The sequence below is a fragment of the Pseudomonas sp. S49 genome, from assembly GCF_009866785.1.
In the GTDB taxonomy this organism is placed as follows: Bacteria; Pseudomonadota; Gammaproteobacteria; order Pseudomonadales; family Pseudomonadaceae; genus Aquipseudomonas.
Genome location: NZ_CP019432.1, coordinates 1,626,309 through 1,650,340, shown reverse-complemented (window position 1 = coordinate 1,650,340; position 24,032 = coordinate 1,626,309). Strand labels below are relative to the sequence as shown.

At 58.1% G+C, this 24,032-nt stretch carries 25 protein-coding genes and 1 tRNA gene; 9 read left to right on the top strand and 17 right to left on the bottom strand.

The features are described 5' to 3' along the window. Positions 1-41 precede the first annotated feature (41 nt). The 7 genes from PspS49_RS07300 to dapA form a co-directional block, all read right to left on the bottom strand. Positions 42-218, bottom strand: a complete 177-nt coding sequence (locus PspS49_RS07300) for a hypothetical protein (protein WP_160038666.1) — start codon at positions 216-218, stop codon at positions 42-44. A gap of 162 nt (positions 219-380) precedes the next feature. After that, positions 381-1,418 (bottom strand): acyltransferase, encoded by a 1,038-nt coding sequence (locus PspS49_RS07295; protein WP_160038664.1) that lies wholly within the window; start codon positions 1,416-1,418, stop codon positions 381-383. Between the two features lie 626 nt (positions 1,419-2,044). Next, positions 2,045-2,134 (bottom strand) — tRNA-Ser (locus PspS49_RS07290). A gap of 83 nt (positions 2,135-2,217) precedes the next feature. Next, positions 2,218-2,931, bottom strand: a complete 714-nt coding sequence (gene purC, locus PspS49_RS07285) for a phosphoribosylaminoimidazolesuccinocarboxamide synthase (protein WP_008077821.1) — start codon at positions 2,929-2,931, stop codon at positions 2,218-2,220. Positions 2,932-2,959: 28 nt separating this feature from the next. Further along, complete coding sequence (locus tag PspS49_RS07280; RefSeq protein WP_095119104.1) at positions 2,960-3,721, bottom strand: MBL fold metallo-hydrolase; 762 nt, start codon at positions 3,719-3,721, stop codon at positions 2,960-2,962. A 6-nt stretch (positions 3,722-3,727) separates the two neighbouring features. Continuing rightward, positions 3,728-4,843: an outer membrane protein assembly factor BamC gene (bamC, locus tag PspS49_RS07275; protein ID WP_034153155.1), complete on the bottom strand. Its 1,116-nt coding sequence runs from the start codon at positions 4,841-4,843 to the stop codon at positions 3,728-3,730. A gap of 17 nt (positions 4,844-4,860) precedes the next feature. Further along, the gene (gene dapA, locus PspS49_RS07270) at positions 4,861-5,739 is read right to left on the bottom strand and encodes a 4-hydroxy-tetrahydrodipicolinate synthase (RefSeq protein WP_127926200.1); all 879 of its coding nucleotides are present in this window, start codon (positions 5,737-5,739) and stop codon (positions 4,861-4,863) included. Positions 5,740-6,068: 329 nt separating this feature from the next. On the opposite strand from dapA, the gene PspS49_RS07265 reads away from it, so the two are divergent. Together PspS49_RS07265 and PspS49_RS07260 are read left to right on the top strand one after the other, a co-directional pair. Beyond that, the gene (locus PspS49_RS07265) at positions 6,069-6,629 is read left to right on the top strand and encodes a glycine cleavage system protein R (RefSeq protein WP_038358363.1); all 561 of its coding nucleotides are present in this window, start codon (positions 6,069-6,071) and stop codon (positions 6,627-6,629) included. 10 nt (positions 6,630-6,639) lie between these two features. Further along, positions 6,640-7,113, top strand: a complete 474-nt coding sequence (locus PspS49_RS07260) for a peroxiredoxin (RefSeq protein ID WP_007911395.1) — start codon at positions 6,640-6,642, stop codon at positions 7,111-7,113. 131 nt (positions 7,114-7,244) lie between these two features. On the opposite strand, the gene PspS49_RS07255 is transcribed toward PspS49_RS07260, so the two are convergent. Continuing rightward, the gene (locus PspS49_RS07255) at positions 7,245-8,315 is read right to left on the bottom strand and encodes an AI-2E family transporter (protein WP_150651474.1); all 1,071 of its coding nucleotides are present in this window, start codon (positions 8,313-8,315) and stop codon (positions 7,245-7,247) included. A gap of 31 nt (positions 8,316-8,346) precedes the next feature. Beyond that, the gene (locus PspS49_RS07250) at positions 8,347-8,586 is read right to left on the bottom strand and encodes a sulfurtransferase TusA family protein (protein ID WP_038358357.1); all 240 of its coding nucleotides are present in this window, start codon (positions 8,584-8,586) and stop codon (positions 8,347-8,349) included. A 98-nt stretch (positions 8,587-8,684) separates the two neighbouring features. Here PspS49_RS07250 and PspS49_RS07245 point away from each other — a divergent pair, with 98 nt between their 5' ends. Further along, positions 8,685-10,118, top strand: coding sequence for a M48 family metalloprotease (locus PspS49_RS07245; RefSeq protein WP_160038662.1), 1,434 nt, complete (start codon positions 8,685-8,687; stop codon positions 10,116-10,118). 81 nt (positions 10,119-10,199) lie between these two features. On the opposite strand, the gene PspS49_RS07240 is transcribed toward PspS49_RS07245, so the two are convergent. From PspS49_RS07240 to rpoE, 4 genes are all read right to left on the bottom strand, one after another. Then, positions 10,200-11,633, bottom strand: a complete 1,434-nt coding sequence (locus PspS49_RS07240) for a DegQ family serine endoprotease (RefSeq protein ID WP_160038661.1) — start codon at positions 11,631-11,633, stop codon at positions 10,200-10,202. Between the two features lie 210 nt (positions 11,634-11,843). Beyond that, entirely contained in the window at positions 11,844-12,809 is a 966-nt protein-coding gene (locus PspS49_RS07235) for a MucB/RseB C-terminal domain-containing protein (RefSeq protein ID WP_127926194.1), read from the bottom strand. Between the two features lie 8 nt (positions 12,810-12,817). After that, the gene (locus tag PspS49_RS07230) at positions 12,818-13,405 is read right to left on the bottom strand and encodes an RseA family anti-sigma factor (protein WP_034153146.1); all 588 of its coding nucleotides are present in this window, start codon (positions 13,403-13,405) and stop codon (positions 12,818-12,820) included. A 30-nt stretch (positions 13,406-13,435) separates the two neighbouring features. Next, positions 13,436-14,017, bottom strand: coding sequence for an RNA polymerase sigma factor RpoE (rpoE, locus tag PspS49_RS07225; protein WP_003172477.1), 582 nt, complete (start codon positions 14,015-14,017; stop codon positions 13,436-13,438). Positions 14,018-14,576: 559 nt separating this feature from the next. Here rpoE and nadB point away from each other — a divergent pair. Continuing rightward, positions 14,577-16,193, top strand: coding sequence for an L-aspartate oxidase (gene nadB / locus PspS49_RS07220; RefSeq protein ID WP_127926193.1), 1,617 nt, complete (start codon positions 14,577-14,579; stop codon positions 16,191-16,193). On the opposite strand, the gene PspS49_RS07215 is transcribed toward nadB, so the two are convergent. Both PspS49_RS07215 and PspS49_RS07210 read right to left on the bottom strand, forming a co-directional pair. Next, the gene (locus PspS49_RS07215; protein ID WP_127926192.1) at positions 16,162-16,614 is read right to left on the bottom strand and encodes a protein YgfX; all 453 of its coding nucleotides are present in this window, start codon (positions 16,612-16,614) and stop codon (positions 16,162-16,164) included. The two genes, nadB and PspS49_RS07215, sit on opposite strands and share 32 nt — an antisense overlap. Then, on the bottom strand, positions 16,598-16,852 hold the full coding sequence (locus PspS49_RS07210) for a succinate dehydrogenase assembly factor 2 (protein WP_007911418.1): 255 nt from the start codon (positions 16,850-16,852) through the stop codon (positions 16,598-16,600). The genes PspS49_RS07215 and PspS49_RS07210 overlap by 17 nt, the downstream gene beginning before the upstream one ends. 150 nt (positions 16,853-17,002) lie before the next feature. Here PspS49_RS07210 and PspS49_RS07205 point away from each other — a divergent pair, with 150 nt between their 5' ends. Together PspS49_RS07205 and PspS49_RS07200 are read left to right on the top strand one after the other, a co-directional pair. Beyond that, positions 17,003-17,944: a folate-binding protein YgfZ gene (locus PspS49_RS07205; RefSeq protein ID WP_127926191.1), complete on the top strand. Its 942-nt coding sequence runs from the start codon at positions 17,003-17,005 to the stop codon at positions 17,942-17,944. A gap of 35 nt (positions 17,945-17,979) precedes the next feature. Next, the gene (locus tag PspS49_RS07200; RefSeq protein ID WP_016984704.1) at positions 17,980-18,801 is read left to right on the top strand and encodes an HDOD domain-containing protein; all 822 of its coding nucleotides are present in this window, start codon (positions 17,980-17,982) and stop codon (positions 18,799-18,801) included. Positions 18,802-18,907: 106 nt separating this feature from the next. Here PspS49_RS07200 and PspS49_RS07195 read toward each other — a convergent pair whose 3' ends face one another. Continuing rightward, positions 18,908-20,293 (bottom strand): sensor histidine kinase, encoded by a 1,386-nt coding sequence (locus tag PspS49_RS07195; RefSeq protein WP_095119116.1) that lies wholly within the window; start codon positions 20,291-20,293, stop codon positions 18,908-18,910. Then, complete coding sequence (locus PspS49_RS07190) at positions 20,286-20,957, bottom strand: response regulator (RefSeq protein WP_122600688.1); 672 nt, start codon at positions 20,955-20,957, stop codon at positions 20,286-20,288. Before PspS49_RS07190 ends, PspS49_RS07195 begins: the two co-directional genes overlap by 8 nt. 236 nt (positions 20,958-21,193) lie before the next feature. Between PspS49_RS07190 and PspS49_RS07185 the strand changes: the two genes are divergently transcribed. From PspS49_RS07185 to PspS49_RS07175, 3 genes are read left to right on the top strand one after another with little or no spacing between them, the layout of a single operon-like run. Beyond that, positions 21,194-22,486: an OprD family porin gene (locus PspS49_RS07185; protein ID WP_127926190.1), complete on the top strand. Its 1,293-nt coding sequence runs from the start codon at positions 21,194-21,196 to the stop codon at positions 22,484-22,486. A 53-nt stretch (positions 22,487-22,539) separates the two neighbouring features. Further along, positions 22,540-23,517, top strand: a complete 978-nt coding sequence (locus PspS49_RS07180; RefSeq protein WP_160038660.1) for a tripartite tricarboxylate transporter substrate binding protein — start codon at positions 22,540-22,542, stop codon at positions 23,515-23,517. Positions 23,518-23,573: 56 nt separating this feature from the next. Beyond that, entirely contained in the window at positions 23,574-24,032 is a 459-nt protein-coding gene (locus tag PspS49_RS07175) for a tripartite tricarboxylate transporter TctB family protein (protein WP_007911434.1), read from the top strand.

The following is a 24,032-nucleotide window of genomic DNA, read 5'->3' as shown; positions in this document are numbered from 1 at the left end:
TGCATGGACAAGGCAATGCACAGAATAGTCAGTGTTCACACTCAGGCAGTCAGGAAGGGGTAATCAACATAATCCAAGGTGACTGCCAGCCAGCCGCCGACCAGTTTCAACTGTCCTTCGCGCAAAAGTTTGATGTCTACCGACTGAACGAGAAGCACGGCGCCTGGGTTGTGTTCGGTGCCCACGGACATGGCTGGCCGACACGAAGCTTGATCCATGTGAACGCCAACCCGCCGACCCCCACGCGCTTGCCGCATAACGCATAGTCGTCCGGCGATGATTGGCAACACCGGACGACTCAATCCAGCAGTCATCCCTAACCAGGATTCACAGCCTGCCGGTCAACGACAGGCGAGGACAAGAGCAGCACTGCTGTGCATTCAACGAATCGCGACTGGCTGCACACTTTTACGCCTAAATAACCGTTTTACAAAACGGGAATGAAGTTTGTGCTCAAACCAACCGAAGGCACAGCCACCGATAATTGAGCACAGCATAAAAATTGCGAAAACCCCAGAAAATCGCATTTCTACAGCGTGGGATTTAAACAGAGCAATCAAAGCCCCGATGATTATCATATGAACAAGATAAATACCGTATGAGTAATCCCCCAATCGAGTAATAAATGAAGGAAAAGCCATCTGCCTCGAAGCAGCAATCAAACAGATAAAACTGAATGACTGCATAATAAACATCGGAGCAGGTGAGGGTAGTTTCATATTATTACTAACTGCCCAAGTGCAAACCGCAATAAAAACCAAGAAGACTGGTGGAACTCGCTCAAATCTTGCAAGCCCGCCAATCGACGCAACCAGTCCGGCGATAAAAAAAATCGGATAAGGCGCTACTAGAATCCCCCAGCCAGGTTGAGCAACCAAAGCAAAAACCTGCGCACTATCGATATCGCCAATTACCGTATAGGCATCAATGACGATGATCACCGAGAGCCAAGCAGCACAGAACCATAATATATTTTGGCGTGACGCCTTCACTAGTACCAGCGCAAAGACAAGCACATAAAATGCCATCTCATAACACAAAGTCCAGTAAGGAATTTTATAGCTGCTATTTACTAACAACGTCGGCAACAGCAACACCGATCTAATATCGAAAGCCCAATCAACACCAAGCGGCACCAAAACCACCCAACTGACTACTATGGCCAACCAGTAGGGTGGATATATCCGTGCAATACGATTCCAAAGAAACACTCTACCTTGATCAAGACACATGCCCATGACATAGCCAGATATCACGAAGAACAAACTAACGCCCACGCGACCAAAATTAATCATCAAAAATGGGTGGTAGTCTATGCCTTTAAAGTCGCAGACAAAAAACGTCACATGCTGAAAAAGAACAAAAAAACAAGCAAGTAACCGTAGAGCCTGTATCCCGCCCACATAGTTTTTCTGCATTTACTTAGGTTCCACTGCGGTGATTAACGAGAGACGTCGAGTGCTGCTGATAGACTTATCGAGTCGCATGGGTAGAGCATTATCACATTTAAGTAGGTCGCATTCCAAAAAATCACAGCAATAGCGCCCCCCCCCCTACCAGCGTTACTGATAAACGGCGCACGAGGAGTTCTGCGCGCACGAAGAACCTGATGCGCGGTCGCGGTACACGCCCACGGCACCAACGGCTCTATGCAGTTGCCAGCACGGAGATGCCACCCTAAGTGGAGCCACCATCAATGCGCCCCGGGAGAAGCCCGTACACCTCGATTCGAGGGTTTACGAAGAGATGCCGTCCGGCTAGCTTCCATTTCCACAGGATCCTCGCACTCGGCGCCAGGCCGTATGAGCAGAGGGTATCGAATACGAGTGCCAAGATTTGATGCTGCGAAATGTTGTAAAAATGAGCACTACCTGGCTGAGCACGGTGATAGCACTGTGGTTTACATGAAAGTTAGCTTATAGCCGATATGGCGATGGAAACCCGATGCGGGACGGGACCGCCGTAAACGCTCGAAGTGAAACACCTGAAACGAAAAAGCCCCCGTAATCATCAATGATTACGGGGGCTTCGTCTTGTTCAATAATGGCGGAGAGATAGGGATTCGAACCCTAGGTACCGGTGAAGGTACAACGGATTTCGAATCCGTCCCATTCGGCCACTCTGGCATCTCTCCAACGGCGCGCATCATAACAACACTTTTACCGAAAGCAAACCCTCTTTCGAAAATTTCTTCGTGCTATCAGATGCTTGCGTCGATTAAAGCGGTACGCCCAGACGATTGGCGACTTCTTCGTAGGCTTCGATGACGTCACCGAGGCCCTGACGGAAGCGGTCTTTGTCCATCTTCTTCTTGGTGTCCTTGTCCCACAGACGGCAGCCATCCGGGCTGAACTCGTCGCCGAGGACGATCGAGCCGTCGCTGAACACGCCGAACTCAAGCTTGAAGTCGACCAACAACAGGCCGGCGTCGTCGAACAGTTTGGTCAGGACTTCGTTGACCTTGAGCGACAGTTCCTTCATGCGAACCAGTTGCTCGGCGGTGCCCCAGCCGAATGCCACAACGTGGGATTCGTTGATGAACGGATCGCCCTTGGCGTCGTCCTTCAGAAACAGTTCGAAGGTGTAAGGGTTGAGCTTCAGGCCTTCTTCGACGCCCAGACGCTTGACCAGGCTACCAGCGGCGTAGTTACGCACGACGCACTCGACCGGAATCATGTCGAGCTTCTTCACCAGAACTTCGTTGTCGGCCAGCAGCTTGTCGAATTGGGTCGGAATGCCGGCCGCTTCAAGTTTCTGCATGATGAAGGCGTTGAACTTGTTGTTGACCATGCCTTTGCGGTCGAGCTGCTCGATGCGCTTGCCGTCGAACGCCGAGGTGTCGTTGCGAAACAGCAGGATCAAGCGGTCAGCGTCGTCGGTCTTGTAAACCGATTTGGCTTTGCCGCGGTAGAGTTCTTCACGTTTTTCCATGATGGGCTCCGCTTGCTAAGTAGGTGGGCTAGGCGATGTGGCGCCAGTCGAGCCCTGAATCTTGATCGGCCAGTTGCAGCCAGTCCGGGTCGCACCCGAGGGTGTCGACAAAACATTGCCGGGCCAGCTGCGGCAGGTTGTTCTTGCTGCTCAGGTGGGCCAGGACCAGGTGTTGCAAGCCCTGCCAGCCCAACTCCGACACCAGGAATGCCGCCTGATGGTTGTTCAAATGTCCCAGCTCGCCGCCCACCCGCTGCTTGAGAAAGTACGGGTAATGACCACGGGCCAGCATGTCGCGACAATGGTTGGACTCGATCATCAACGCATCGAGATCCCGATAACCGTCCAGCACCCGCTCGCAGTAGGACCCCAGGTCGGTCAGCAGGCCGAAGCGCCGCTGCTGGTGATCACTGAAGACATACTGGGTCGGTTCCTGCGCATCATGGGCCACGGCAATGACCCCGATGTTCAGTGCACCGATCTGCAGTTGCTCGCCGCCGGCCAGAAAGCCTGCGGGTTCAATCGGTTTGCGCATCCCGCGCAGTGTGCCGCGACTGAGGTAGACCGGTAGATTGTAGCGCCGAGACAGCAAACCCACGCCATGCACGTGGTCGGCATGTTCGTGGGTTACGAGTATCGCGCTCAGTTGCGCCGGGTTCACACCCAGGCGCAACAGGCGTTTTTCGGTTTCCCGCAGAGAAAAACCACAATCCACCAGCACATACGTATCAGCACTGGCGATCAGCGTGCCGTTCCCTTGGCTACCGCTGCCGAGAACGGCAAAACGCATGGTTGATCAGCCCAGGTTGTCCTGAATCACGCTCAACACTTTGCGTGCCACTTCAGCCGGCGCGACGGTGTTGATGTTTTTCTCGACGGTCACCTGAATGTTCTCGCCAACCTTGCTCAGGCGAACCTGATAACGCTCGGCACGGGCTTCAACTTCTTCCTTGCTCGGCGCACTGCCGAACAGGCTGCTGAAGAAACCAGGCTTGTCGTCTTTCTTCTCGGCTTTTTCGGCCAGGTTGATGTAGTACAGGCCCAGGCTGCGGTTGATGTCTTCAACGCGCCATTCGCCTTGCTCCAGTGCACGGCCAACGCTCGACCAGGCACGATCCAGATCGGTACCGACGTTCAACACCGGGTTACCGCTGCCGTCTTCACTGAGGCTGACACGGCTCGGGGTATCGAAATCACGCGAAGCCAGCATCGACACCGAACCGCCCTTCTCGGAGATCCGGCTCATGCTTGCAAGCATGTCGTCGACCAGCGCTGCGTCCAGGCCAGTGTTGACCGAACGGTTGGTGAAGGCGACGTCGGCAGTGCTGCCGGCAGGACGCTCGGCGCTGACCACGTAGATTTCACTGGTGTTGCGCTGCACGCCCGGCTCGATGCGAACACGCACACGGGTTTCGCTGTCGCTGGCAATGCCGGCTGCGCTCAGGCGCTTGGCCATGGACGCGGACAGTTCATCGGAATGCTGCCAGGTGGTGGTGAATTCGCCGGTTTGCGGCCGCTGTTCATCCAGACGGAAACCGTTGTCCTGGAAGAACTGCACCGCCACTGGCCAGACTTCGGCCGGTGGATGCTGGGCCACGACCCAACGCGAATCACCGCTCTTCTGCAGCGAGTAATCGCTGGCATCGGCAACGGCCGACAGCGGCTGAGGACGCGGAACAATGTATTCGCCCTTGGCGGTGTCATCAGCAACGTTACGCGGGATCGGCAACAGCGGATCCAGGCGCTTGGAAGTGCTGACTTCCGGCGGCAGTTGCATCGGTGCAGTCTGTTGCGCTTGCAGGTAATCGCTACCACGGTCGCGGAAATAACCTTCCGGCCCCCAGACCCATCCGCAGCCACTGGTGCTGGAGATAATCAAGGCAAGTGCGGAAAGTCCGGCCATTCGCTTCATGCGTTGTACTTCCTCAATTAAACCAGGACGCTGCACTGGCGCAGGGCCGTGCGAAGCGTTTCATGACAAGGTGTGCTCAGCCAGGTCAGTGGCAGGCGGATGCCTTCGTGCATCAGGCCCATTTCAACCAAAGCCCACTTCACCGGAATCGGGTTGGCTTCGATGAACAGGTCTTTGTGCAGCGGCATCAGTTTTTCGTTGATCGCCCGTGCAGTGTCGGCGTCGCCTTTCAGCGCGGCCTCGCACAGATCAGCCATTTCGCGCGGCGCGACGTTGGCGGTAACAGAGATGTTGCCTTTACCGCCCAGCAGGATCAGTTCAACGGCGGTCGGATCATCGCCGGACAGCACGATGAAATCCTTGCTCACACCATCGATGATCGCCTTGGCGCGCTTCAGGTCGCCAGTGGCTTCCTTGATACCGATGATGTTCGGCACGGTGGACAGGCGAATCACGGTCTCGGCCTGCATGTCGCACGACGTGCGGCCAGGAACGTTGTAGAGAATCTGTGGAATGTCGACCGCTTCAGCGATGTACTTGAAGTGCTGGTACAAACCTTCCTGAGTCGGTTTGTTGTAATACGGCACGACCAGCAGGCAGGCATCGGCGCCGGCTTCTTTGGCGTTGCGGGTCAGCTCGACGGCTTCACGGGTCGAGTTGGCGCCAGTGCCGGCGATGACCGGAATGCGCCCGGCAACCTGTTTTACCACGGCTTTGATGACGGCGATGTGTTCTTCTACATCAAGGGTTGCCGACTCGCCGGTAGTACCGACCGCGACAATGGCATGGGTGCCGTTCTTGAGATGGAAGTCCACGAGTTTGCTGAGGCTGTCCCAGTCAAGACGCCCTTGTGCATCCATGGGAGTGACCAGTGCCACCATACTGCCCGCAATCATGAAACCGCTCCTGCCGGAAAAAGAGAGCGGTAATGGTACTGGCGCCAAGATGCTTGCACAAGCGAAGTACTGCGCTGCTGCCATTCCCCTTGGCGCTGCTTTTCGCTACCCTTCAGACTTTGATCGGTACTGATCAGCTTGTACGCCGGGTTTCAGCCTTCCTTTACGGCCTCCCAGACCCCGTTCCTGCGTCGCATCGACGCGCTCCCGCTATAGTGGAGCGAGCCGCGAGCGCTTGCCGGGTCTTTTAGTACGGACGCCAGAACAGGCACTCCCCGGCAGCCAACGCGCGTAAACCTACCGACCGCTCATCGCTTTAGGAATGCTGCATGTCCACCCCCACAGTTCGCGAACAATTCCTTGTCATCAGTGCCCTTGGCGCCAACCCCATGGAGCTGACTAACGTCCTGTGCCGCGCCAGCCATGAAAATCGCTGCGCCGTGGTTACTTCGCGCCTGACCCGCCACGGCGAGTGCAGTGCGCTGATCCTCGAGATCTCCGGCAGCTGGGACGCTCTCGCTCGCCTGGAAGGCAGCCTGCCGGGCCTGGCCAAAAAACACGCCTTTACCGCCAATGTGGTGCGCAGCGCGCCGCTGGAAAATCGTCCGCAAGCTCTACCATACGTGGCTTACGTCAGTTCGGCGTATCGCCCGGACATCATCAATGAGCTGTGCCAGTTCTTCATGGATCACAACGTCGAGCTGGAAAACCTGACCTGTGACACTTATCAGGCGCCGCAAACCGGCGGCACCATGCTCAACGCCACGTTCACCGTGACCCTGCCGGCCGGCACCCAGATCAGTTGGCTGCGCGACCAGTTCCTCGACTTCTCCGATGCGATGAACCTGGACGCACTGATCGAACCCTGGCGCCCACAGAACCCAATGTAAGGAAGCTTTCATGGCCGTTGTCATCGACCAACCGGTTGCCGATTTCGAAGCACCTGCCACCAGCGGGCAGACTGTCAGCCTGTCCGCCCTGAAGGGCAAGCAAGTGGTGATCTACTTCTACCCGAAGGACAGCACGCCGGGCTGCACAACTGAAGGTCAGGGCTTTCGTGACCAGTACGCAGCGTTCCAGGCTGCCAACACCGAGATTTTCGGAATCTCGCGCGACAGCCTGAAGTCCCACGAGAACTTCAAGTGCAAGCAGGAGTTTCCGTTCGAGCTGATCAGCGACAAGGACGAGGCTGTCTGCCAGCTGTTCGACGTGATCAAGCTGAAGAAGCTGTACGGCAAGGAATACCTGGGCGTTGATCGCAGCACTTTCCTGATTGATAAGGACGGTGTGCTGCGTCAGGAGTGGCGTGGTGTGAAAGTGCCGGGGCATGTGGATGCAGTGCTGGCTGCTGCTCAGGATCTGAATAAAGCCTGATGGTTTTGCGTCGCCCTCATTGACGCCTTCGCGAGCAAGCTCGCTCCCACATTGGACTTGTGAACGCCACAGATCCAATGTGGGAGCGAGCCTGCTCGCGAATAGCCTTTCTACAAAATCTGGATCAATCGTTACAGCAGCGGTGCCACCGCCGGCTCCTTGCGCGGCCACGCATCCAGCACCGCCTTGAACAGCGTTGCCAGCGGGATCGCAAAGAACACCCCCCAGAATCCCCACAACCCGCCAAACAACAGCACCGCGCAGATAATCGCCACCGGATGCAGATTGACCGCCTCCGAGAACAGCAACGGCACCAGCACGTTGCCATCCAGCGTCTGGATGATCCCGTACACCGCCATCAAATAGATGAACTGATCGCTCCAGCCCCACTGGAACAGCGCGATCAACAGCACCGGCACGGTCACCACCACCGCGCCAACGTACGGCACCACCACCGACACACCGACCAGCAACGCCAGCAGTGCCGCGTAGTTGAGACCGAGCGCCACGAAAGCGATGTAGGTCACGCCGCCACAAATCACGATTTCGATGACTTTGCCGCGAATGTAATTGGCGATCTGCCGGTTCATTTCCTGCGCAACCCGGGTGATCAACGCACGTTCACGCGGCAAGTAGCCACGCACCCATTCGCCGATCATGGCCCGGTCCTTGAGGAAGAAGAACACCAGAATCGGCACCAGTACCAGATAGATCATGATGTTCACCAGCAGCGGCAGACTCGACAATGAGAATGTCAGCGCCCATTGGCCAAACTTGCCAATCTCGCCGCGCGCCGCCTCGATCGCCTGCAACACTTGCTCGTCGGACACCAGATGCGGATAGCGCTCCGGCAGCAATAACAGCAGCGATTGCCACTTGGCAAGCATGCCCGGCAGCTCATTGAACAAGGTAATCAATTGATGCCAAAGCAATGGCACGACCACGACGATGAACACCATCAGCACGCCCATGAACAGCGCAAACACCAGGCCGACCGCCACGCCACCCGGCACGCGCAGGCGCTCCAGCGTGACCACCAGGCCTTGCATCAGATACGCCAGCACCATCCCTGCCAGCACCGGCGCGAGCATGCCGCCGAGGGTGAGCACCGCGGTGAAGGCGAGAAACAGCAGCACCGCCAGCACCACGGCTTCTTCATCGGAGAAATAGCGCTGAATCCAGTCGCGTAACACTTTGAACATCAATAATCCTTAGGTCTTTTACGCTGTGGGCTCAGGCCTTTTTCAACCAGTAACGGTAAACGCCTGCTTCGTCTTCTTCACGCAGCAGCGTATGACCGGCCAATCTGGCAAAGGTGCGAAAGTCGCGCTGTGAGCCAGCATCCGTGGCGATCACCTTGAGGACGGCGCCACTTTGGAGTTTGTTGAGTTCCATTTTTGCCTTGAGCAACGGCAACGGACAATTCAGGCCACTGGCGTCCAGTTCCACGTCATGGGCTACAGCGTCAGTCATTGCGTCACTCCGGTTCGGGTCGTCGAGCTGCCTAGAATATCTGGTCGCAGCTCCGGTGTCCGGCTACAGTAAGGTCTTTGTCTTCTAAGGCTTTGTGCATGACTTTTCTGCGCCCTACCCTGCTGACGCTCGCTTGCCTGCTCGCCTCACCAGGCTTTGCCGACGATCTGCCGTCACTCGGCGACGCCAGTTCTGCCATTGTCTCGCCGCAACAGGAATATCAGCTCGGCCGCGCTTGGCTGGCGATGTTGCGCAGTCAGGTCTCACAACTTAATGATCCGCAGCTCAAGGACTACGTCGAATCCAGCGTCTACAAGCTGGTTGAGACCAGCCAGGTGACGGACCGACGCCTTGAATTCATTCTGATCAACAGCCCGCAGCTCAACGCCTTCGCAGCGCCGGGCGGCGTGGTCGGGGTCAACGGCGGTTTGTTCCTCAATGCGCAGACCGAGGGTGAATATGCCTCGGTTCTCGCACACGAATTGGCGCATTTGTCGCAACGTCACTTCGCGCGCGGCGTCGAGGCTTCGCAGCGGATGCAGGTGCCGATGATGGCCGCGCTGCTGGCCGGCATCGTCATTGCGGCGGCCGGTGGCGGTGACGCTGGCATCGCAACAATTGCCGGTACACAGGCAGCGGCGATTCAATCGCAACGGACCTTTTCCCGTCAGAACGAACAGGAAGCCGACCGCATCGGTATCCTCAATCTGGAAAAGGCCGGGTATGACCCGCGCTCGATGCCGACCATGTTCGAGCGTCTGATGCGTCAATACCGTTTCGACGCCAAGCCCCCGGAATTCCTGCTGACTCACCCGGTCACCGAATCGCGTATCGCCGATACCCGCAACCGTGCCGAACAGGCCAAGCCAGGCGGAATCGAAGATTCCAAGCGCTATCAGTTGATCCGCACCCGTGTGCAGTTGATCTACGAAGAAACGCCAGGCCTGGGTGCCAAGCGTTTCCGTGCGCAACTGGACGAGAACCCGAAAAACGATGTGGCACGCTACGGTCTGGCGATTGCACAGATCAAGGGCGGCCAGTTGAATGAGGCGCGCGAGAATCTGAAGCAATTGCTGGCGACCTCGCCGAACGAAATCATCTACAACCTTGCCCAGGTCGATCTGGACATCACCAACAATCGCCTGCCGGATGCGCAATCGCGGGTTGAGCGGATGCTTACGCAATATCCCGGCAACTATCCGTTGAATCAGGTTCGGGTGGATCTGTTGCTCAAACAGAATCGCGCACCTGATGCCGAGAAAGCACTGGAAGCGTTGCTCAAGTCACGTCCGGATGATCCGGATGTCTGGTATCAAGTCGCCGAAACCCGTGGTTTGTCGGGCAACATCATTGGCCTGCACCAGGCGCGCGCGGAGTACTTCGCACTGGTTGGCGATTATCGTCAGGCGATCCAGCAGCTCGATTTCGCCAAGCGCAAGGCAGGCAGCAACTTCCCGCTGTCTTCACGCATCGATGCCCGTCAGCGCGAGCTGATGGAGCAGGAGCGCATGATCAAGGACATGATGGGGTGATCGTTACCCGCCGGGACAAAAGCTTCAGGCATAAAAAAACCGCCTCTTCCGAGGCGGTTTCTTTTTTACCCTGCCGCTGGATTATTCAGCCAGCTTGAAGGTGATGAAGCTGGCGCGACCTTGACGCAGAACGCGCATCGACACCGAACGATTCTTCGGCAGCGCTTTGGCGATCTCGCCGAATTCCTTGGCGGAACCGATGGCCTGGTTGTTCAGGTGCGTAATCACGTCACCTGGCTGCAGACCGATCAGGGCCGCAGGACCGTCCTGCACTTCCTTGATCACCACCCCGCCTTTGAGGTCGTAGGTTTTCTTCTGCTCGGCGCTCAGCTCGCCCACTGAAACACCGAGGCGGTTGCTGGTACTTTCAGCGCCGGACTTCGGCAGTGCATCAAGCTCTTTGTCTTCGTCAGGTATCGCACCGACGGTCAGCTCGACGTTCTTGCGCTTGCCTTCACGAATCACTTCCAGATTGGCTTTGGCGCCAGCTTTCAGTGCACCGACCAGATGCGGCAGGTCAGCAGACATGACGATCGGCTGACCGTTCATGCTCAGGATCACGTCGCCGACTTGCAGGCCGCCCTTGGCTGCCGGGCCGTCATCCTGAATCTGGGCAACCAGCGCGCCGGCCGGTTTATCCAGACCGAACGACTCGGCCAGATCCTTGTTCACTTCCTGGATGACCACACCCAACCAGCCACGGCTGACTTTGCCGCCGCTCTTCAGCTGATTGGAAACGTCCATCGCCACGTCGATCGGAATCGCAAACGACACGCCCATGAAGCCGCCGGAGCGGGTATAGATCTGCGAGTTGATGCCGACCACTTCGCCGTTCAGGTTGAACAGCGGACCACCGGAGTTGCCCGGATTGATTGGCACGTCGGTCTGAATGAACGGCACATAGTTTTCGTTCGGCAGGCTACGGCCGACGGCACTGACGATGCCTTGGGTCACGGTGTGATCAAAGCCGAACGGCGAACCGATCGCGACAACCCACTGACCGGCTTTCAGGTCCTGGGATTTACCGAGTTTGAGCACGGGCAGGTCTTTGCCTTCGATTTTCAGCAGGGCAACGTCGGAACGTGGGTCAGTGCCGATCAGTTTGGCTTTCATTTCACTGCGATCGGCGAGGCGCACGAGGATTTCGTCGGCATCGGCAATCACGTGGTTGTTGGTCAGGATGTAGCCATCCGGAGAGATGATGAAGCCTGAGCCCAGCGACTGCGCTTCACGCTGACGACCACCACCGCCCGGCGAACGCTGCTGAGGCGGCATGCCACGTTCGAAGAACTCGCGCAGCATCGGCGGCAGACCTTCCAGATCAGGCATCTGCTGGTTCACTTTACGGTCCGGCAGCTTCTGCGTGGTACTGATGTTCACCACGGCTGGCGAAGCTTGTTCGACCAATTGGGTGAAGTCAGGCAGATCGGCCGCTTGCGCAGCAGGCACCGCCTGACCGAGCAACAGCACAGTGGCGAAAATGGAAAGACAGGATTTCAAACTTGGTATCGACATACAGCTCCCGTTACGACGAGCAGGGTTAAGCGATATGGAGCAAGGAACACCGGAAACCACCGACCGGCATTTTTGTTCCGGCAACAACAAACAAGGCCAGAGCCGTGAGGCTCTGACCTATAAAAAATTTTCAGGGTATTTGCAAATGAAAATGCTCAGCAAACATTTCATCTACGTCTCAACGAAGAAGTGGTAATGACTGAAATCAGCTCACTGCTTGCTGGTTGCAGCGCCATCAGTGTTACGCATCGACAGAGCAATTCGTTCGGCGGTGCCAATCGGAATTTCGCCGACCACTGTCACCATCATTTCGCCTTCTGGCGTGGTCAGGCGCCGGGAAACGGCAACGGTCGGGCCCAGTTGAGTCCGCGTGTCAGTGACGGTTGCGCCGTTCAATGGCTCAAGGAAAACCGAAAAACGCGCCAGACCGTCGTCATACAGCAAGCTGTTGACCTGAGTCTTGGTTTCCGGATCTTTGTGCGAGGTGCTGCTGGTCAGTTCGAAACCTGGTGGCAGCCAGTCCGAATGCCATACCTGAGCAGTCTTGACGGCCGAAGCCTTGTCGCTGTCGAGCGTAATCGCTTTACAGTCTGCGTCGGCCTGCAAGTCTTTGTCCGAAGGGACTTCATCAGTATCCAGACTGGTGAACTGGAAGCGTTCGAGCAGCTGCCCTTTGTCGTTCAGCAACAACGACTTCAACGGCAAGCCGGTTTTCTTGTCCAGATGCAACTCAAAACCGTAACGATGCTGATCGCGAGGCGTCAGCGATACGATCACTGCGTCACGCCCAGCCACGCGTGATTTGCCGATGACGGCAAGGTCATACCAGTTTTTCAGCTTTTGCGGATCGAGAGGACGAGCGGCTGAGTTGGGAGAATCCCCCAGTCCGGCTATCAGGGTGCCGCTGACGCATTGAGTATGCCCATCAATGCGCACGACTTCCTGTGCCGAACCGTCGAGCTGGAGTAAACGCTCGCGGACCTGGCCATTCTGGACGCGATGCCAGATGTTATGGGTAGAAAAGCTACCGTTACGCTCGTATACGAATGTGCCGTGAAAGCTTTGCTGCTGCTCGGCCTGGCCCAGACGGGTCAACCAGTCCTGGGCCTCATCAGCATGGGCTGGAACAATGAACCAGCCACTGAGCAGAAGCGAAAGTAGAGGTATGGCGCGCATGATCCTCCTTAACGGTTTTCCAGACTTGCTGCACGTGCGTATGGCAGTGCGCTTTCAGTGCCTTTCAGTGCAGCCTGTTGAGCGTGCTGGCGCAGATAACCTGGCAGACGCTGATCGTGCCAGCCTGGCTGACCTTGCAGTACGCCGTTAGCCATCGGGCCAGTGGCTTCCGAACTCTCACTATAGCCTGCCAGAACAGCCGGACCTTTGACCTGTGGGGTCGCCAGGGTTGGCTGATTGGACTGCTGAGCCAGCTCTACACCAGCGATTTCGTCCTGGTTGTACAGGCGAACACCGGCCAGAACGGCAACAGTCACCGAGGCCGCAACAGCCAGACGGCCGAGGTTGCGCCATGGGCTGCGGGATACTTTGGCCGGAGCCGTTTCGTCTTCCAGTGCAGCAGACACTGCCGCAGCGATATCCAGACGTGGAAGCAGCAGATCCTTGTGCATTGCTGCCCGAGCGATCTGGTAACGAGCCCAGGTCTCACGGGTATCAACATCGTCCAGTGCATTGAGCACTCGACGCAATTCCAGTTCGTCCGCTTCGTTATCCATCACTGCGGACAGCGATTCCTGCAGGGCTTCACGACTCATGGCGTTCCTCTCTTGGCTGTCGCCGCTGTCTCAGTTTTCCTGCAACAACGGCTGCAGGGCTTTATCGATGGCCTCCCGGGCGCGGAAAATCCGGGAGCGCACGGTACCCACCGGACATTGCATGACGCTCGCAATGTCCTCGTAACTCAGACCATCGAATTCACGTAAAGTTAAAGCCGTACGCAAATCCTCTGGCAGTTGCTGAATGGTTCGATGGACGGTGCCTTCGATCTCATCCCGCAGCAGTGCACGTTCTGGGGACTCGAGATCCTTGAGGCCATGATCGCCATCGTAGAACTCTGCGTCTTCGGAACTTACATCGCTATCCGGCGGCCGGCGGCCGCGTGAAACCAGGTAATTCTTCGCCGTGTTAATGGCAATACGGTACAGCCACGTATAAAACGCACTGTCGCCGCGAAAGTTTCCAAGTGCTCGATACGCCTTGATAAAGGCTTCCTGAGCCACGTCTTGGGCTTCATGGGTGTCGTGCACAAAACGCACGATCAACCCGAGAATCTTGTGCTGATACTTCAGCACCAACAGATCGAAAGCTCGCTTGTCGCCGCGTTGAACGCGCTCGACCAGCTGCTGATCCTCTTCCTGGGTTAGCATGAACACTCCTCGATAAGCCCGAAGGAGACTTGCATAACTAAACGACCAGACTTGCAAACATAGACTCGGGCTTTTCGCAAAAGTTCTCCCCCTCCAGGCAAGTTTCCTGCGAGCTCTGATTTGGCACGCACGAAAAACGCAGCGCGGGATAAACCGGCTGCGCGAATAATCTTGTTATCGGTTTCGCCGGGCAGGAATCCAACCGCAGATTCCGCACTGAAGCCGACACGTCCCTTGTTTCTGGCACCGACTATTGATCTTGGGCCTTTGGCAAAAGTTCCAATTATTTATAGCCGCACCGCCCGGACATTGGGCAACCCTGAGCAGAAAAATCCTGTTTCAGCGCCGATACAGTCGTGTTCTTCCCAAAAGGGTGAAAAAAACTTCCGACGAAGCACCCGGTTTTTTCCGTCACAGTAGTTTCACAATGCCATATCGGCTCGGCTATTGTGCCGTCCCCCCCCTCTATATACTAGTGGGCTGTGTGGCTGTCTTGACTCGCCGATCCAGCTGTCTTGCGCCACCCCCCGACCCGGGTCGCTTTGAGCGGAATCCTGTAATGAGCCAACAATTCCAACACGATGTTCTGGTCATTGGCAGCGGTGCTGCCGGTTTGAGTCTCGCGCTGACCCTGCCGGGTCATTTGCGCATTGCCGTTTTGAGCAAAGGCGATCTCGCCAACGGTTCGACTTTCTGGGCCCAGGGTGGCGTCGCCGCCGTGCTTGATGACACTGATACTGTCGAATCCCATGTAGAGGACACCCTGAACGCCGGCGGTGGTCTGTGCCATGAAGACGCCGTGCGTTTCACTGTGGAGCACAGCCGCGAAGCCATTCAGTGGCTGATCGACCAAGGTGTTCCGTTCACCCGCGACGATCAATCCGGCACTGAAGATGGCGGATTCGAATTCCATCTGACCCGCGAAGGCGGTCACAGCCACCGTCGCATCATCCATGCGGCCGATGCTACCGGTGCCGCAATCTTCAAAACTTTGCTGACTCAGGCCAAAGAGCGTTCGAATATCGAATTGCTGGAGCAGCGGGTTGCCGTTGATCTGATTACAGAACGCCGTTTAGGCATGGAAGGCGAGCGCTGCCTCGGCGCCTACGTACTCAACCGCAAAACCGGCGAAGTCGACACCTACGGCGCACGCTTCGTGATTCTGGCTTCGGGCGGCGCAGCCAAGGTCTATCTCTATACCAGCAATCCCGACGGCGCCTGCGGTGATGGCATCGCCATGGCCTGGCGCTCCGGGTGTCGGGTGGCGAACCTGGAATTCAACCAGTTCCACCCGACCTGCCTGTACCACCCACAAGCGAAAAGCTTCCTTATTACTGAAGCTCTGCGCGGTGAAGGCGCACACCTGAAGCTGCCGAACGGCGAACGCTTCATGTATCGCTTCGACAAGCGCGCCGAACTGGCACCGCGCGACATCGTCGCCCGGGCCATCGACCATGAAATGAAGCGTCTGGGTGTCGACTGCGTCTATCTCGACATCAGCCACAAGCCCGAAGACTTCATCAAGACGCACTTCCCCACTGTTTATGAGCGCTGCCTCGGTTTTGGCATCGACATCACCAAACAACCTATTCCGGTCGTACCCGCCGCGCACTACACCTGCGGTGGTGTGATGGTCGATCAACAAGGTCGCACCGACGTGCCGGGCTTGTACGCGATTGGCGAAACCAGCTTCACCGGCCTGCACGGCGCCAACCGCATGGCCAGCAACTCGCTGCTGGAATGCTTTGTCTATGCCCGTTCGGCGGCGGCGGACATCCTCGCGCAGCTGGACGATGTCGCCGCGCCAAGCGCCCTGCCCGCGTGGGACGCCAGTCAGGTGACCGACTCGGACGAAGACGTGATCATCGCGCACAACTGGGATGAACTGCGGCGATTCATGTGGGACTACGTCGGCATCGTGCGCACCAACAAGCGCCTGCAACGGGCGCAACACCGCGTGCGTCTGCTGCTGGACGAGATCGACGAGTTCTACAGCAACTATAAAGTCAGCCGCGATCTGATCGAGTTGCGCAATCTGGCGCAAGTCGCCGAACTGATGATCTGCTCAGCCATGGAGCGCAAGGAAAGTCGCGGCCTGCATTACACCCTCGACTACCCGGACATGCTGCCCGAAGCACTCGACACTATTCTGGTGCCACCCACCTACGTCGGCTGAACTTGAGCCGTACTCGCAGGCGTCGGTGCAGATCCGCCGCCTGCGAGTCCCGTGGCACGCAGATCGATCTGACCCGCCATTCGCCGCGCAAGCGAAAACGCAGCACCACGATCAAGGGCAGCGCGAGGCTGTCCGGGCGCAGCTGCGCCGCTTGCCAACCATCCGCCTGATTCCACACCTGCCAACCATCGGCGTCCCGACGCAATCCACGAAACGCCTTGGGATGATTCAGCAGAATCTGCCGAGGCAACACCCAAACGCCATGAAGCAGGCAGCCTAAAGCCCCAAGCAGACTGGCCCAGAGTGGAATCGAAAGCAGAAACAAAGCACCCAGTGCGAACGCCTGGGCCAACAGATACGCCGCCAGCAACTGCCGCGAGGCATGCCAGCGGCATTCGAACGTGTTACTTGGGCTGGACACGATCCAGGATCATGCGAACCATGCGCTGCAATTCCGGATCTTCAGACTCGCTGCGCTCCATGAACCAGCCGAACATGTCCTGATCCTCGCACGTCAGCAGACGCACATACAGATCGCGATCCACCTGGTTCAACGTCGCGTAAACCTCCTGCACGAACGGCACCAGCAACACGTCAAGCTCAAGCATGCCGCGACGGCTGTGCCAAAACAGGCGATTCAGTTCAACTTGTTCGACCATGGGGCCCTCCTCAAATTTGCCGGCAAGTATACAGCCCCCACGCAGGTCGCACAGTCGGCTTTGGTCGGGCACCACCGATCCTTTATCAACTACCCATTTCACCAACGCGCCCTTATGATGTGCCCCAGTCTATTTACCCTGCGATGACCCATGGCCGATTCTGCTTTTTTCTGCACCCTGTCTCATGAAGGCGTTCTCGCGGTTCGCGGCGCGGATGCCGGAAAATTCCTGCAAGGCCAGTTGACCTGCAACCTCAATTACCTCAGCGACAGCCGCGCCAGCCTCGGCGCCCGCTGCACGCAGAAGGGCCGGATGCAGTCGAGCTTCCGCATTCTGCTCGAAGGTGACGGCGTGGTCCTGGCGATGGCCAGCGAGCTGCTCGAGCCGCAACTGGCGGATCTGAAAAAGTACGCGGTGTTCTCCAAATCAAAACTGACCGATGAAAGCGCCGCTTGGGTGCGCTTCGGCCTGGAGCATGGCGATAACGCCTTGACCAGCCTCGGTCTGGACTTGCCGGCAGAAACCGACAGCCTCGTGCGTAATGAAAGCCTGATCGCGATTCGTGTTTCGCCGGATCGCGCCGAACTCTGGGCACCGGTCGATCAGGCTGACGCGATCAAAGCCAAATTGTCCGCCGCCCTGCCTGAAGCCGAGCTGAATCAATGGTTGCTGGGTCAGATCCGCGCCGGTATCGGCCAGGTCATGCCGAGCACCCGCGAGCTGTTCATCCCGCAGATGCTCAACCTGCAAGCCGTTGGCGGCGTGAGTTTCAAGAAAGGCTGCTACACCGGCCAGGAAATCGTCGCGCGCATGCAGTACCTGGGCAAACTCAAACGTCGTTTGTATCGCTTGAGCCTGGACGCTGCTGATTTGCCGGAACCTGGCACACAATTGTTCGCGCCAAGCCACAACAGTTCCATCGGCGAAGTGGTGCTGGCCGCCAAGGCCGGGCAAAACATTGAACTCCTGGCGGTGCTGCAGGCCGAAGCTGCCGAAGCCGGTGATTTGCATCTGGGCACCCTCGAAGGTCCCGCGCTGCATCTGCTCGACCTGCCTTACGAACTGGATCGCGACCGCGAAATCCAGCGCTGATCGCAGCATTTGTTGCAACACCCTAGAGAGTTTAAATGAGCGAACTGGCGGAAAAAGTCCAACAGGATTTGGTTGAGGCCATCGATAACGATGACCTGGTTCTGCCCACGTTGCCGGAAGTGGCCCTGCAGATTCGCAAGGCCGCTGAAGACCCGGAAATCAGCGTCAGCGACCTGAGCAAAGTGATCGGCCGTGACACGGCGCTGTCGGCGCGCCTGATCAAAGTGGTCAACAGCCCGCTGCTGCGCGCCGCGCAGGAAGTTACCGACCTGCACACGGCCATCACCCGGTTGGGCATCAACTACAGCAGCAACCTGGCGATCGGTCTGGTGATGGAGCAGATCTTCCACGCCCGCTCCGAAGTGGTCGAGCAGAAGATGCGCGAAGTCTGGCGCAAGAGCCTGGAAATTGCCGGGGTCAGTTACGCGCTGTGCCGCCGCTACACGCAGCTCAAACCCGATCAGGCGGCCCTCGGCGGGCTGGTGCATCAGATCGGTGTGCTGCCGATTCTGACCTACGCCGAAGACCACTACGAACTGCTGTCGGACCCGGTCAGCCTCAACCATGTGATCGATCACATTCATCCGTTGCTGGGCGACAAGTTGTTGCGCGTCTGGGAGTTCCCGGAGCGACTGGTGGAATTGCCGGGGCGCTATCAGGACTTCAAGCGCGACTCGACTGCAATTGACTATGTCGATCTGGTGCAGGTGGCGAGCTTGTACTGCCACAAGGACACTGATCATCCGTTTGCGCGGATTGATCCAATGACTGTTCCGGCGTTCAGAAAGCTTGGGATCGATCCGGAGAACAAAGCGCTGTGTGAAGATCTGGAAGAGTCGCGGACGATGTTTTACTGATCCGAGACCTTATTGTGGCCATCGCGAGCAGGCTCACTCCTACAGGAGAACGCGTTCCAGTGTGGGAGCGAGCCTGCTCGCGAAGGGGCCAGCAAAACCACCACAATCACCCGGCAATAAAACTGACCCGCACCTTCAACCCCGCCTGCTCGCCATCGTGCAAAGTGATCTGGGCCAGATGCGCCCGACAGATCTCTCCAACAATCGCCAGACCCAGCCCAGAACCTGCCACCTGCTGATTACGCCGGTAGAAACGTTCGAACACCCGATCGCGCTCTTCCAGCGGAATCCCCGGCCCATCATCTTCTACCTCAAGCACCGCCGGCGCGGTCACGCGCAAAATGACGTTACCGCCCGGTGGCGTATGCGCCAAAGCGTTGTCCACCAGATTGCTCAACAACTCGTTCAGCAACGTCGGCTCACCGCGCAGCCAGACGGGTTCGTCCGCCTCCAGCGCTAGCGCCACCCCGCGCTTGTGCGCCAACGGCGCCATGGCCATGCCCAATTCTCGCGCCAACTGGCTCAGATCGAGCAACTGCGCGCCGCCCTCGGCAATCGCCCGCGCGCCGTTTTCGACGCGCGCCAGTGACAGCAACTGATTGGCCAGATGGGTCAGGCGATCGGTGCTTTGCGCCGAGGATTCCAATGTCGTGCGCCACGTCTCGGGTTCGTTAGAACGCAGACCCAATTCAAGTCGCGCCTTGAGCGCCGCCAAGGGTGTGCGCAGTTCATGGGCCGCATCGGCGATGAACTGCGCCTGCCGTTCGAACTGACCACGCAAGCGCTCGGTGAAATGATTGAGCCCGCGCACCAATGGCCACAGCTCATGCTGCACCTCAACCAATGGCAGCGGCCGCAAGTCGTCGGGCTGACGTTCTTCCACTGCTGTGCGCAAACGCTCCAATGGGCGCAATGCGGCACTGACCGCAAACCACACCAGCAACAAAGCGCCAATCGCCAGCATGCCCAATCGCAGCAAGGTATCGGCCGCCAGACTGCGCGCCATGCTTACCCGGGCTTCATCGGTTTCGGCGACGCGGATTTCCGCCATGCCGTTCATGTTCGGTTCGGTCACCGCCTTGAGCAGGCTGACCACGCGCACGTTCTGCCCTTTGTAGGTGGCGTTGTAGAAACGTGCCAGCGCTGGATAACTGTCGGTTCGCGGCGTCCCCGGCGGCGGGCCGGGCAGGTTTTCGTAGCCGGAAATCAGCTTCTGATGGATGTCATTGACCTGATAGTAAATCCGCCCGGCGCTGTCATAAGCAAATGTATCGAGTGCCACGTAAGGCACATCGGCACTCAGTGTGCCGTCACGTTGCGACAGGCCCGCGGCGATGGTCCGGGCCGAGGCCAGCAGCGTGCGGTCGTAGGCGGTGTCGGCAGCTTCGCGACCATTCCAGTACGCACTCAAACCACTGGCGAGCATCAACACCACCAGCAGCAACGCGAGGTTCCACAGCAAGCGCCAGCGCAGGCTGCTGGGCTTATGCATCGCGGCTTTCCAGCAGGTAACCGAGGCCGCGGAACGTCACGATTGCTACCGGGTGGCCATCGAGTTTCTTGCGCAAGCGGTGCACGTAGATTTCGATAGCGTCGGGGCTGGCCTCTTCATCGAGACCGAATACCTGCGCGGCCAGTTGCTCCTTGCTCATCACTCGTCCCGGCCGGGCGATCAGTGCTTCCAGTACGGCTTGTTCGCGAGAGGTCAACGTCAGCAAATCTTCGCCGAGAGTGAAGCGCCGGGTGTCGAGGTCATAGGCGAGTACGCCACAGCGCTGCTGACGCTCGCCGCCGAGCACACTGCGACGCAGCAAGGCTTTGACCCGTGCCTCCAGCTCAGTCAGCTCGAACGGTTTGGCGAGGTAATCGTCGGCCCCCAGATTGAGGCCGTGGACGCGATCCTTCACATCGCTGCGCGCGGTCAGCATCAGCACCGGCAGATTCTTGCCGCGAGCGCGCAAACGCGCGAGCACCTCGAAACCGTCCATGCGCGGCAGGCCGACATCGAGGATCGCCACGGCGTATTCCTCACTGCCCAGCGCCAGATCGGCGGCCACGCCATCGTGCAACACATCCACGGTCAGACCGGTGCTCTTGAGCGCCTGAGCGACACTTTCGGCCAGTTGCAGATGGTCTTCGACGAGCAGAACACGCATGGATTTTTACCTCGTTCAGGAATGGCCGGCGCCACGCTTTGCCGCGGAGTTTACAGCCGCAACCGCCGCTGTGAAGCCCGAAAACCGTGAAAGTCAGCTGAAAGGTTAGCGAAAGGTTAGCTCGTTACAGTCGGCCCACGGACAGTTCCGACTGCCGTCGCTGATGCCACACAGCGTAACGAAAAACGCCATGAAGCGTTTTCGACCAATAAGAACAATAAACGGAGTACACCCGCATGCCGTCCATGCAGCCTCAGGCGTCCACGCCTGTTCGCCCTTCCCGTTTCAGCCACACCGCCCTCGTCAGTGCCGCCGCCCTCGCCGGTTTTTCGCCGTTGAGTTTTGCCGACTTCATTGAAGACAGCAGCGCCACCTTCGAAACCCGCAACATGTATTTCAACCGCGACTTTCGCGATGGCACCAGCGCTCAGCAATCCAAGCGTGACGAATGGGCTCAGGGTTTCATGCTCAATCTGCAATCGGGCTACACCGATGGCACCGTGGGGTTCGGTGTCGATGCTTTAGGCATGCTCGGCGTCAAACTCGATTCAAGCCCGGACCGCACCGGTACCGGCCTGCTGCCGACCCACGATGACGGGCGCGCGGCGGACGAGTATTCCAAAGTCGGCCTGACCGGCAAAGTAAAAATCTCTGCCACCGAACTTAAAATCGGCAGCCTGATTCCTGAACTGCCGATCCTCAAACCCAACGATGGGCGCATCCTGCCGCAGACCTTTGAAGGGGGTTTGCTGACTTCCAAAGAGATCAAGAACCTGACCTTCACCGGTGGTCGACTGGAGAAAGCCAAGGATCGCGACAGCACCGATTTCGAGGACATCGCCCTCAACAACAAGAACAGCCGTTTTGCCGGCACCGCCGCCGGCAAGCACTTCGATTTTGGCGGAGTCGACTACAAGTTCACCGACAAGATCACCGGCAGTTACCACTTCGCCCAACTCGACGAAGTCTATAACCAGCACTTCTTCGGCCTGGTCGCTTCACGGCCGATGGGCCCGGGCACGTTTGCCACTGACCTGCGTTTTGCCGTCAGCGATGACCAAGGCGCGGCCCGTGGCGGCGAGATCGACAACCGCTCGCTCAACGGTCTGGTCAGCTATGCGCTGAGCGGCCACAAGTTCAGCGCCGGTTATCAGCACATGTCCGGCGACAGCGCCTTCCCGTATGTCGATGGCAGCGACCCGTATCTGGTCAACTTCGTGCAGATCAATGATTTCGCCGGTGCTGAGGAGCGCTCCTGGCAGGCTCGCTATGACTTCGACTTCGCCAGGCTCGGCATTCCAGGCCTGAGTTTCATGAGCCGCTACTTGAGCGGTGACAACATCAAGCTCAAGAACGGCGAAGAAGGCAAAGAGTGGGAACGCAACACCGAGATCAAATATGTAGTACAAAGCGGCGCCTTGAAGGATGTCGCCGTGCGTTTGCGTAATGCCACTTACCGCTCCAACTACTCGGCTCGCGATGCAGACGAAGTGCGTTTGCTGGTGAGCTATAGCGTTGCGTTGTGGTAATGGCCTGCTGAAGAAAAACACGTCGAATAACAACAATGCCCGTGGAGAATCGAATGAACCTGTCACTGCGTAAAGTTGCACTGGCCGCCAGTTGCATGCTGTTTGCCGGCCAACTGATGGCCGAACCGAAACGTCCGGAATGTATCGCCCCGGCCTCCCCCGGCGGTGGTTTCGACCTGACCTGCAAACTGGTGCAGAGCGCACTGGTCAATCAGAAACTGCTGAGCAAACCGATGCGTGTGACCTACATGCCCGGTGGTGTCGGTGCAGTGGCCTACAACGCCGTGGTTGCGCAGCGTCCGGCCGATGCCGGTACGCTGGTGGCGTGGTCGAGCGGTTCGCTGTTGAACCTGGCGCAGGGCAAGTTCGGTCGCTTCGATGAGACCAACGTCCGCTGGTTGGCAGCGGTAGGCACGAGCTACGGCGCCATCGCGGTGAAAAGCGATTCGCCCTACAAGACCCTCGACGATCTCGTTCAGGCACTGAAGAAAGATCCAAGCTCCGTGGTGATCGGTTCCGGCGGCACCGTTGGCAGCCAGGACTGGATGCAAACCGCACTGATCGCCAAGGCTGCCGGGATCAACCCGCGCGACCTGCGTTACGTTGCGCTTGAAGGTGGCGGTGAAATCGCCACGGCCCTGCTCGGCGGTCACATTCAGGTCGGCAGTACCGACATTTCCGACTCCATGCCGCACATCCAGAGTGGCGACATGCGCTTGCTCGCGGTGTTTGCCGACAAGCGTCTCGACGAGCCGGAAATGAAAGACATTCCGACCGCTCGCGAGCAAGGCTACGACATCGTCTGGCCGGTGGTGCGCGGCTTCTACCTCGGGCCAAAAGTCAGCGATGAAGACTACGCCTGGTGGAAAGACTCGTTCGACAAACTGCTGGCCTCCGATGAGTTCGCCACGCTGCGCGATCAGCGTGAACTGTTCCCGTTCGCCATGACCGGCCCGGAGCTGGACACCTACGTGAAGAAGCAGGTTGCGGACTACAAAGTGCTGGCCAAAGAGTTCGGCCTGATTCAGTGATCGTCTCTGTCTAGCGGCTGCGTTCCCGGTTGCGGGGACGCGGCACAGGAGTTCCCATGCTTATTCAACGCATTTTCGCCTCCGTGCTGTTGCTGGTTTGCGCCGGCCTGGCATTGATGGCGTGGCCGTACCAAGCGGCCTTTTCCTACGAACCGGTCGGCCCACGCGCCTTTCCTCTGCTGATGCTCGGCCTGATGGGCGCGGCGCTGCTGTACATGGTGTTCCGCCCGGCGCCGATCAAACACAGTGAAGACGAGCCGCCACTGGATCGCGAAACCCTGACCAAGATCGCCATTTGCGTCGCACTGTTGCTGGTGTTCGCCGGTCTGTTCGAACCGCTGGGTTTCATCCTCAGCAGCATCCTTATCGGCATTCCGATGGCGCGTCTGTATGGCGGTCGCTGGATGCCGAGCATCGTGGTGACCACGCTGATGGCCATCGGTCTGTACCTGCTGTTCGACCGTGTGATGGACGTTCCGCTGCCCCTTGGCCTGCTCGACGTGCTGGAGAACTGA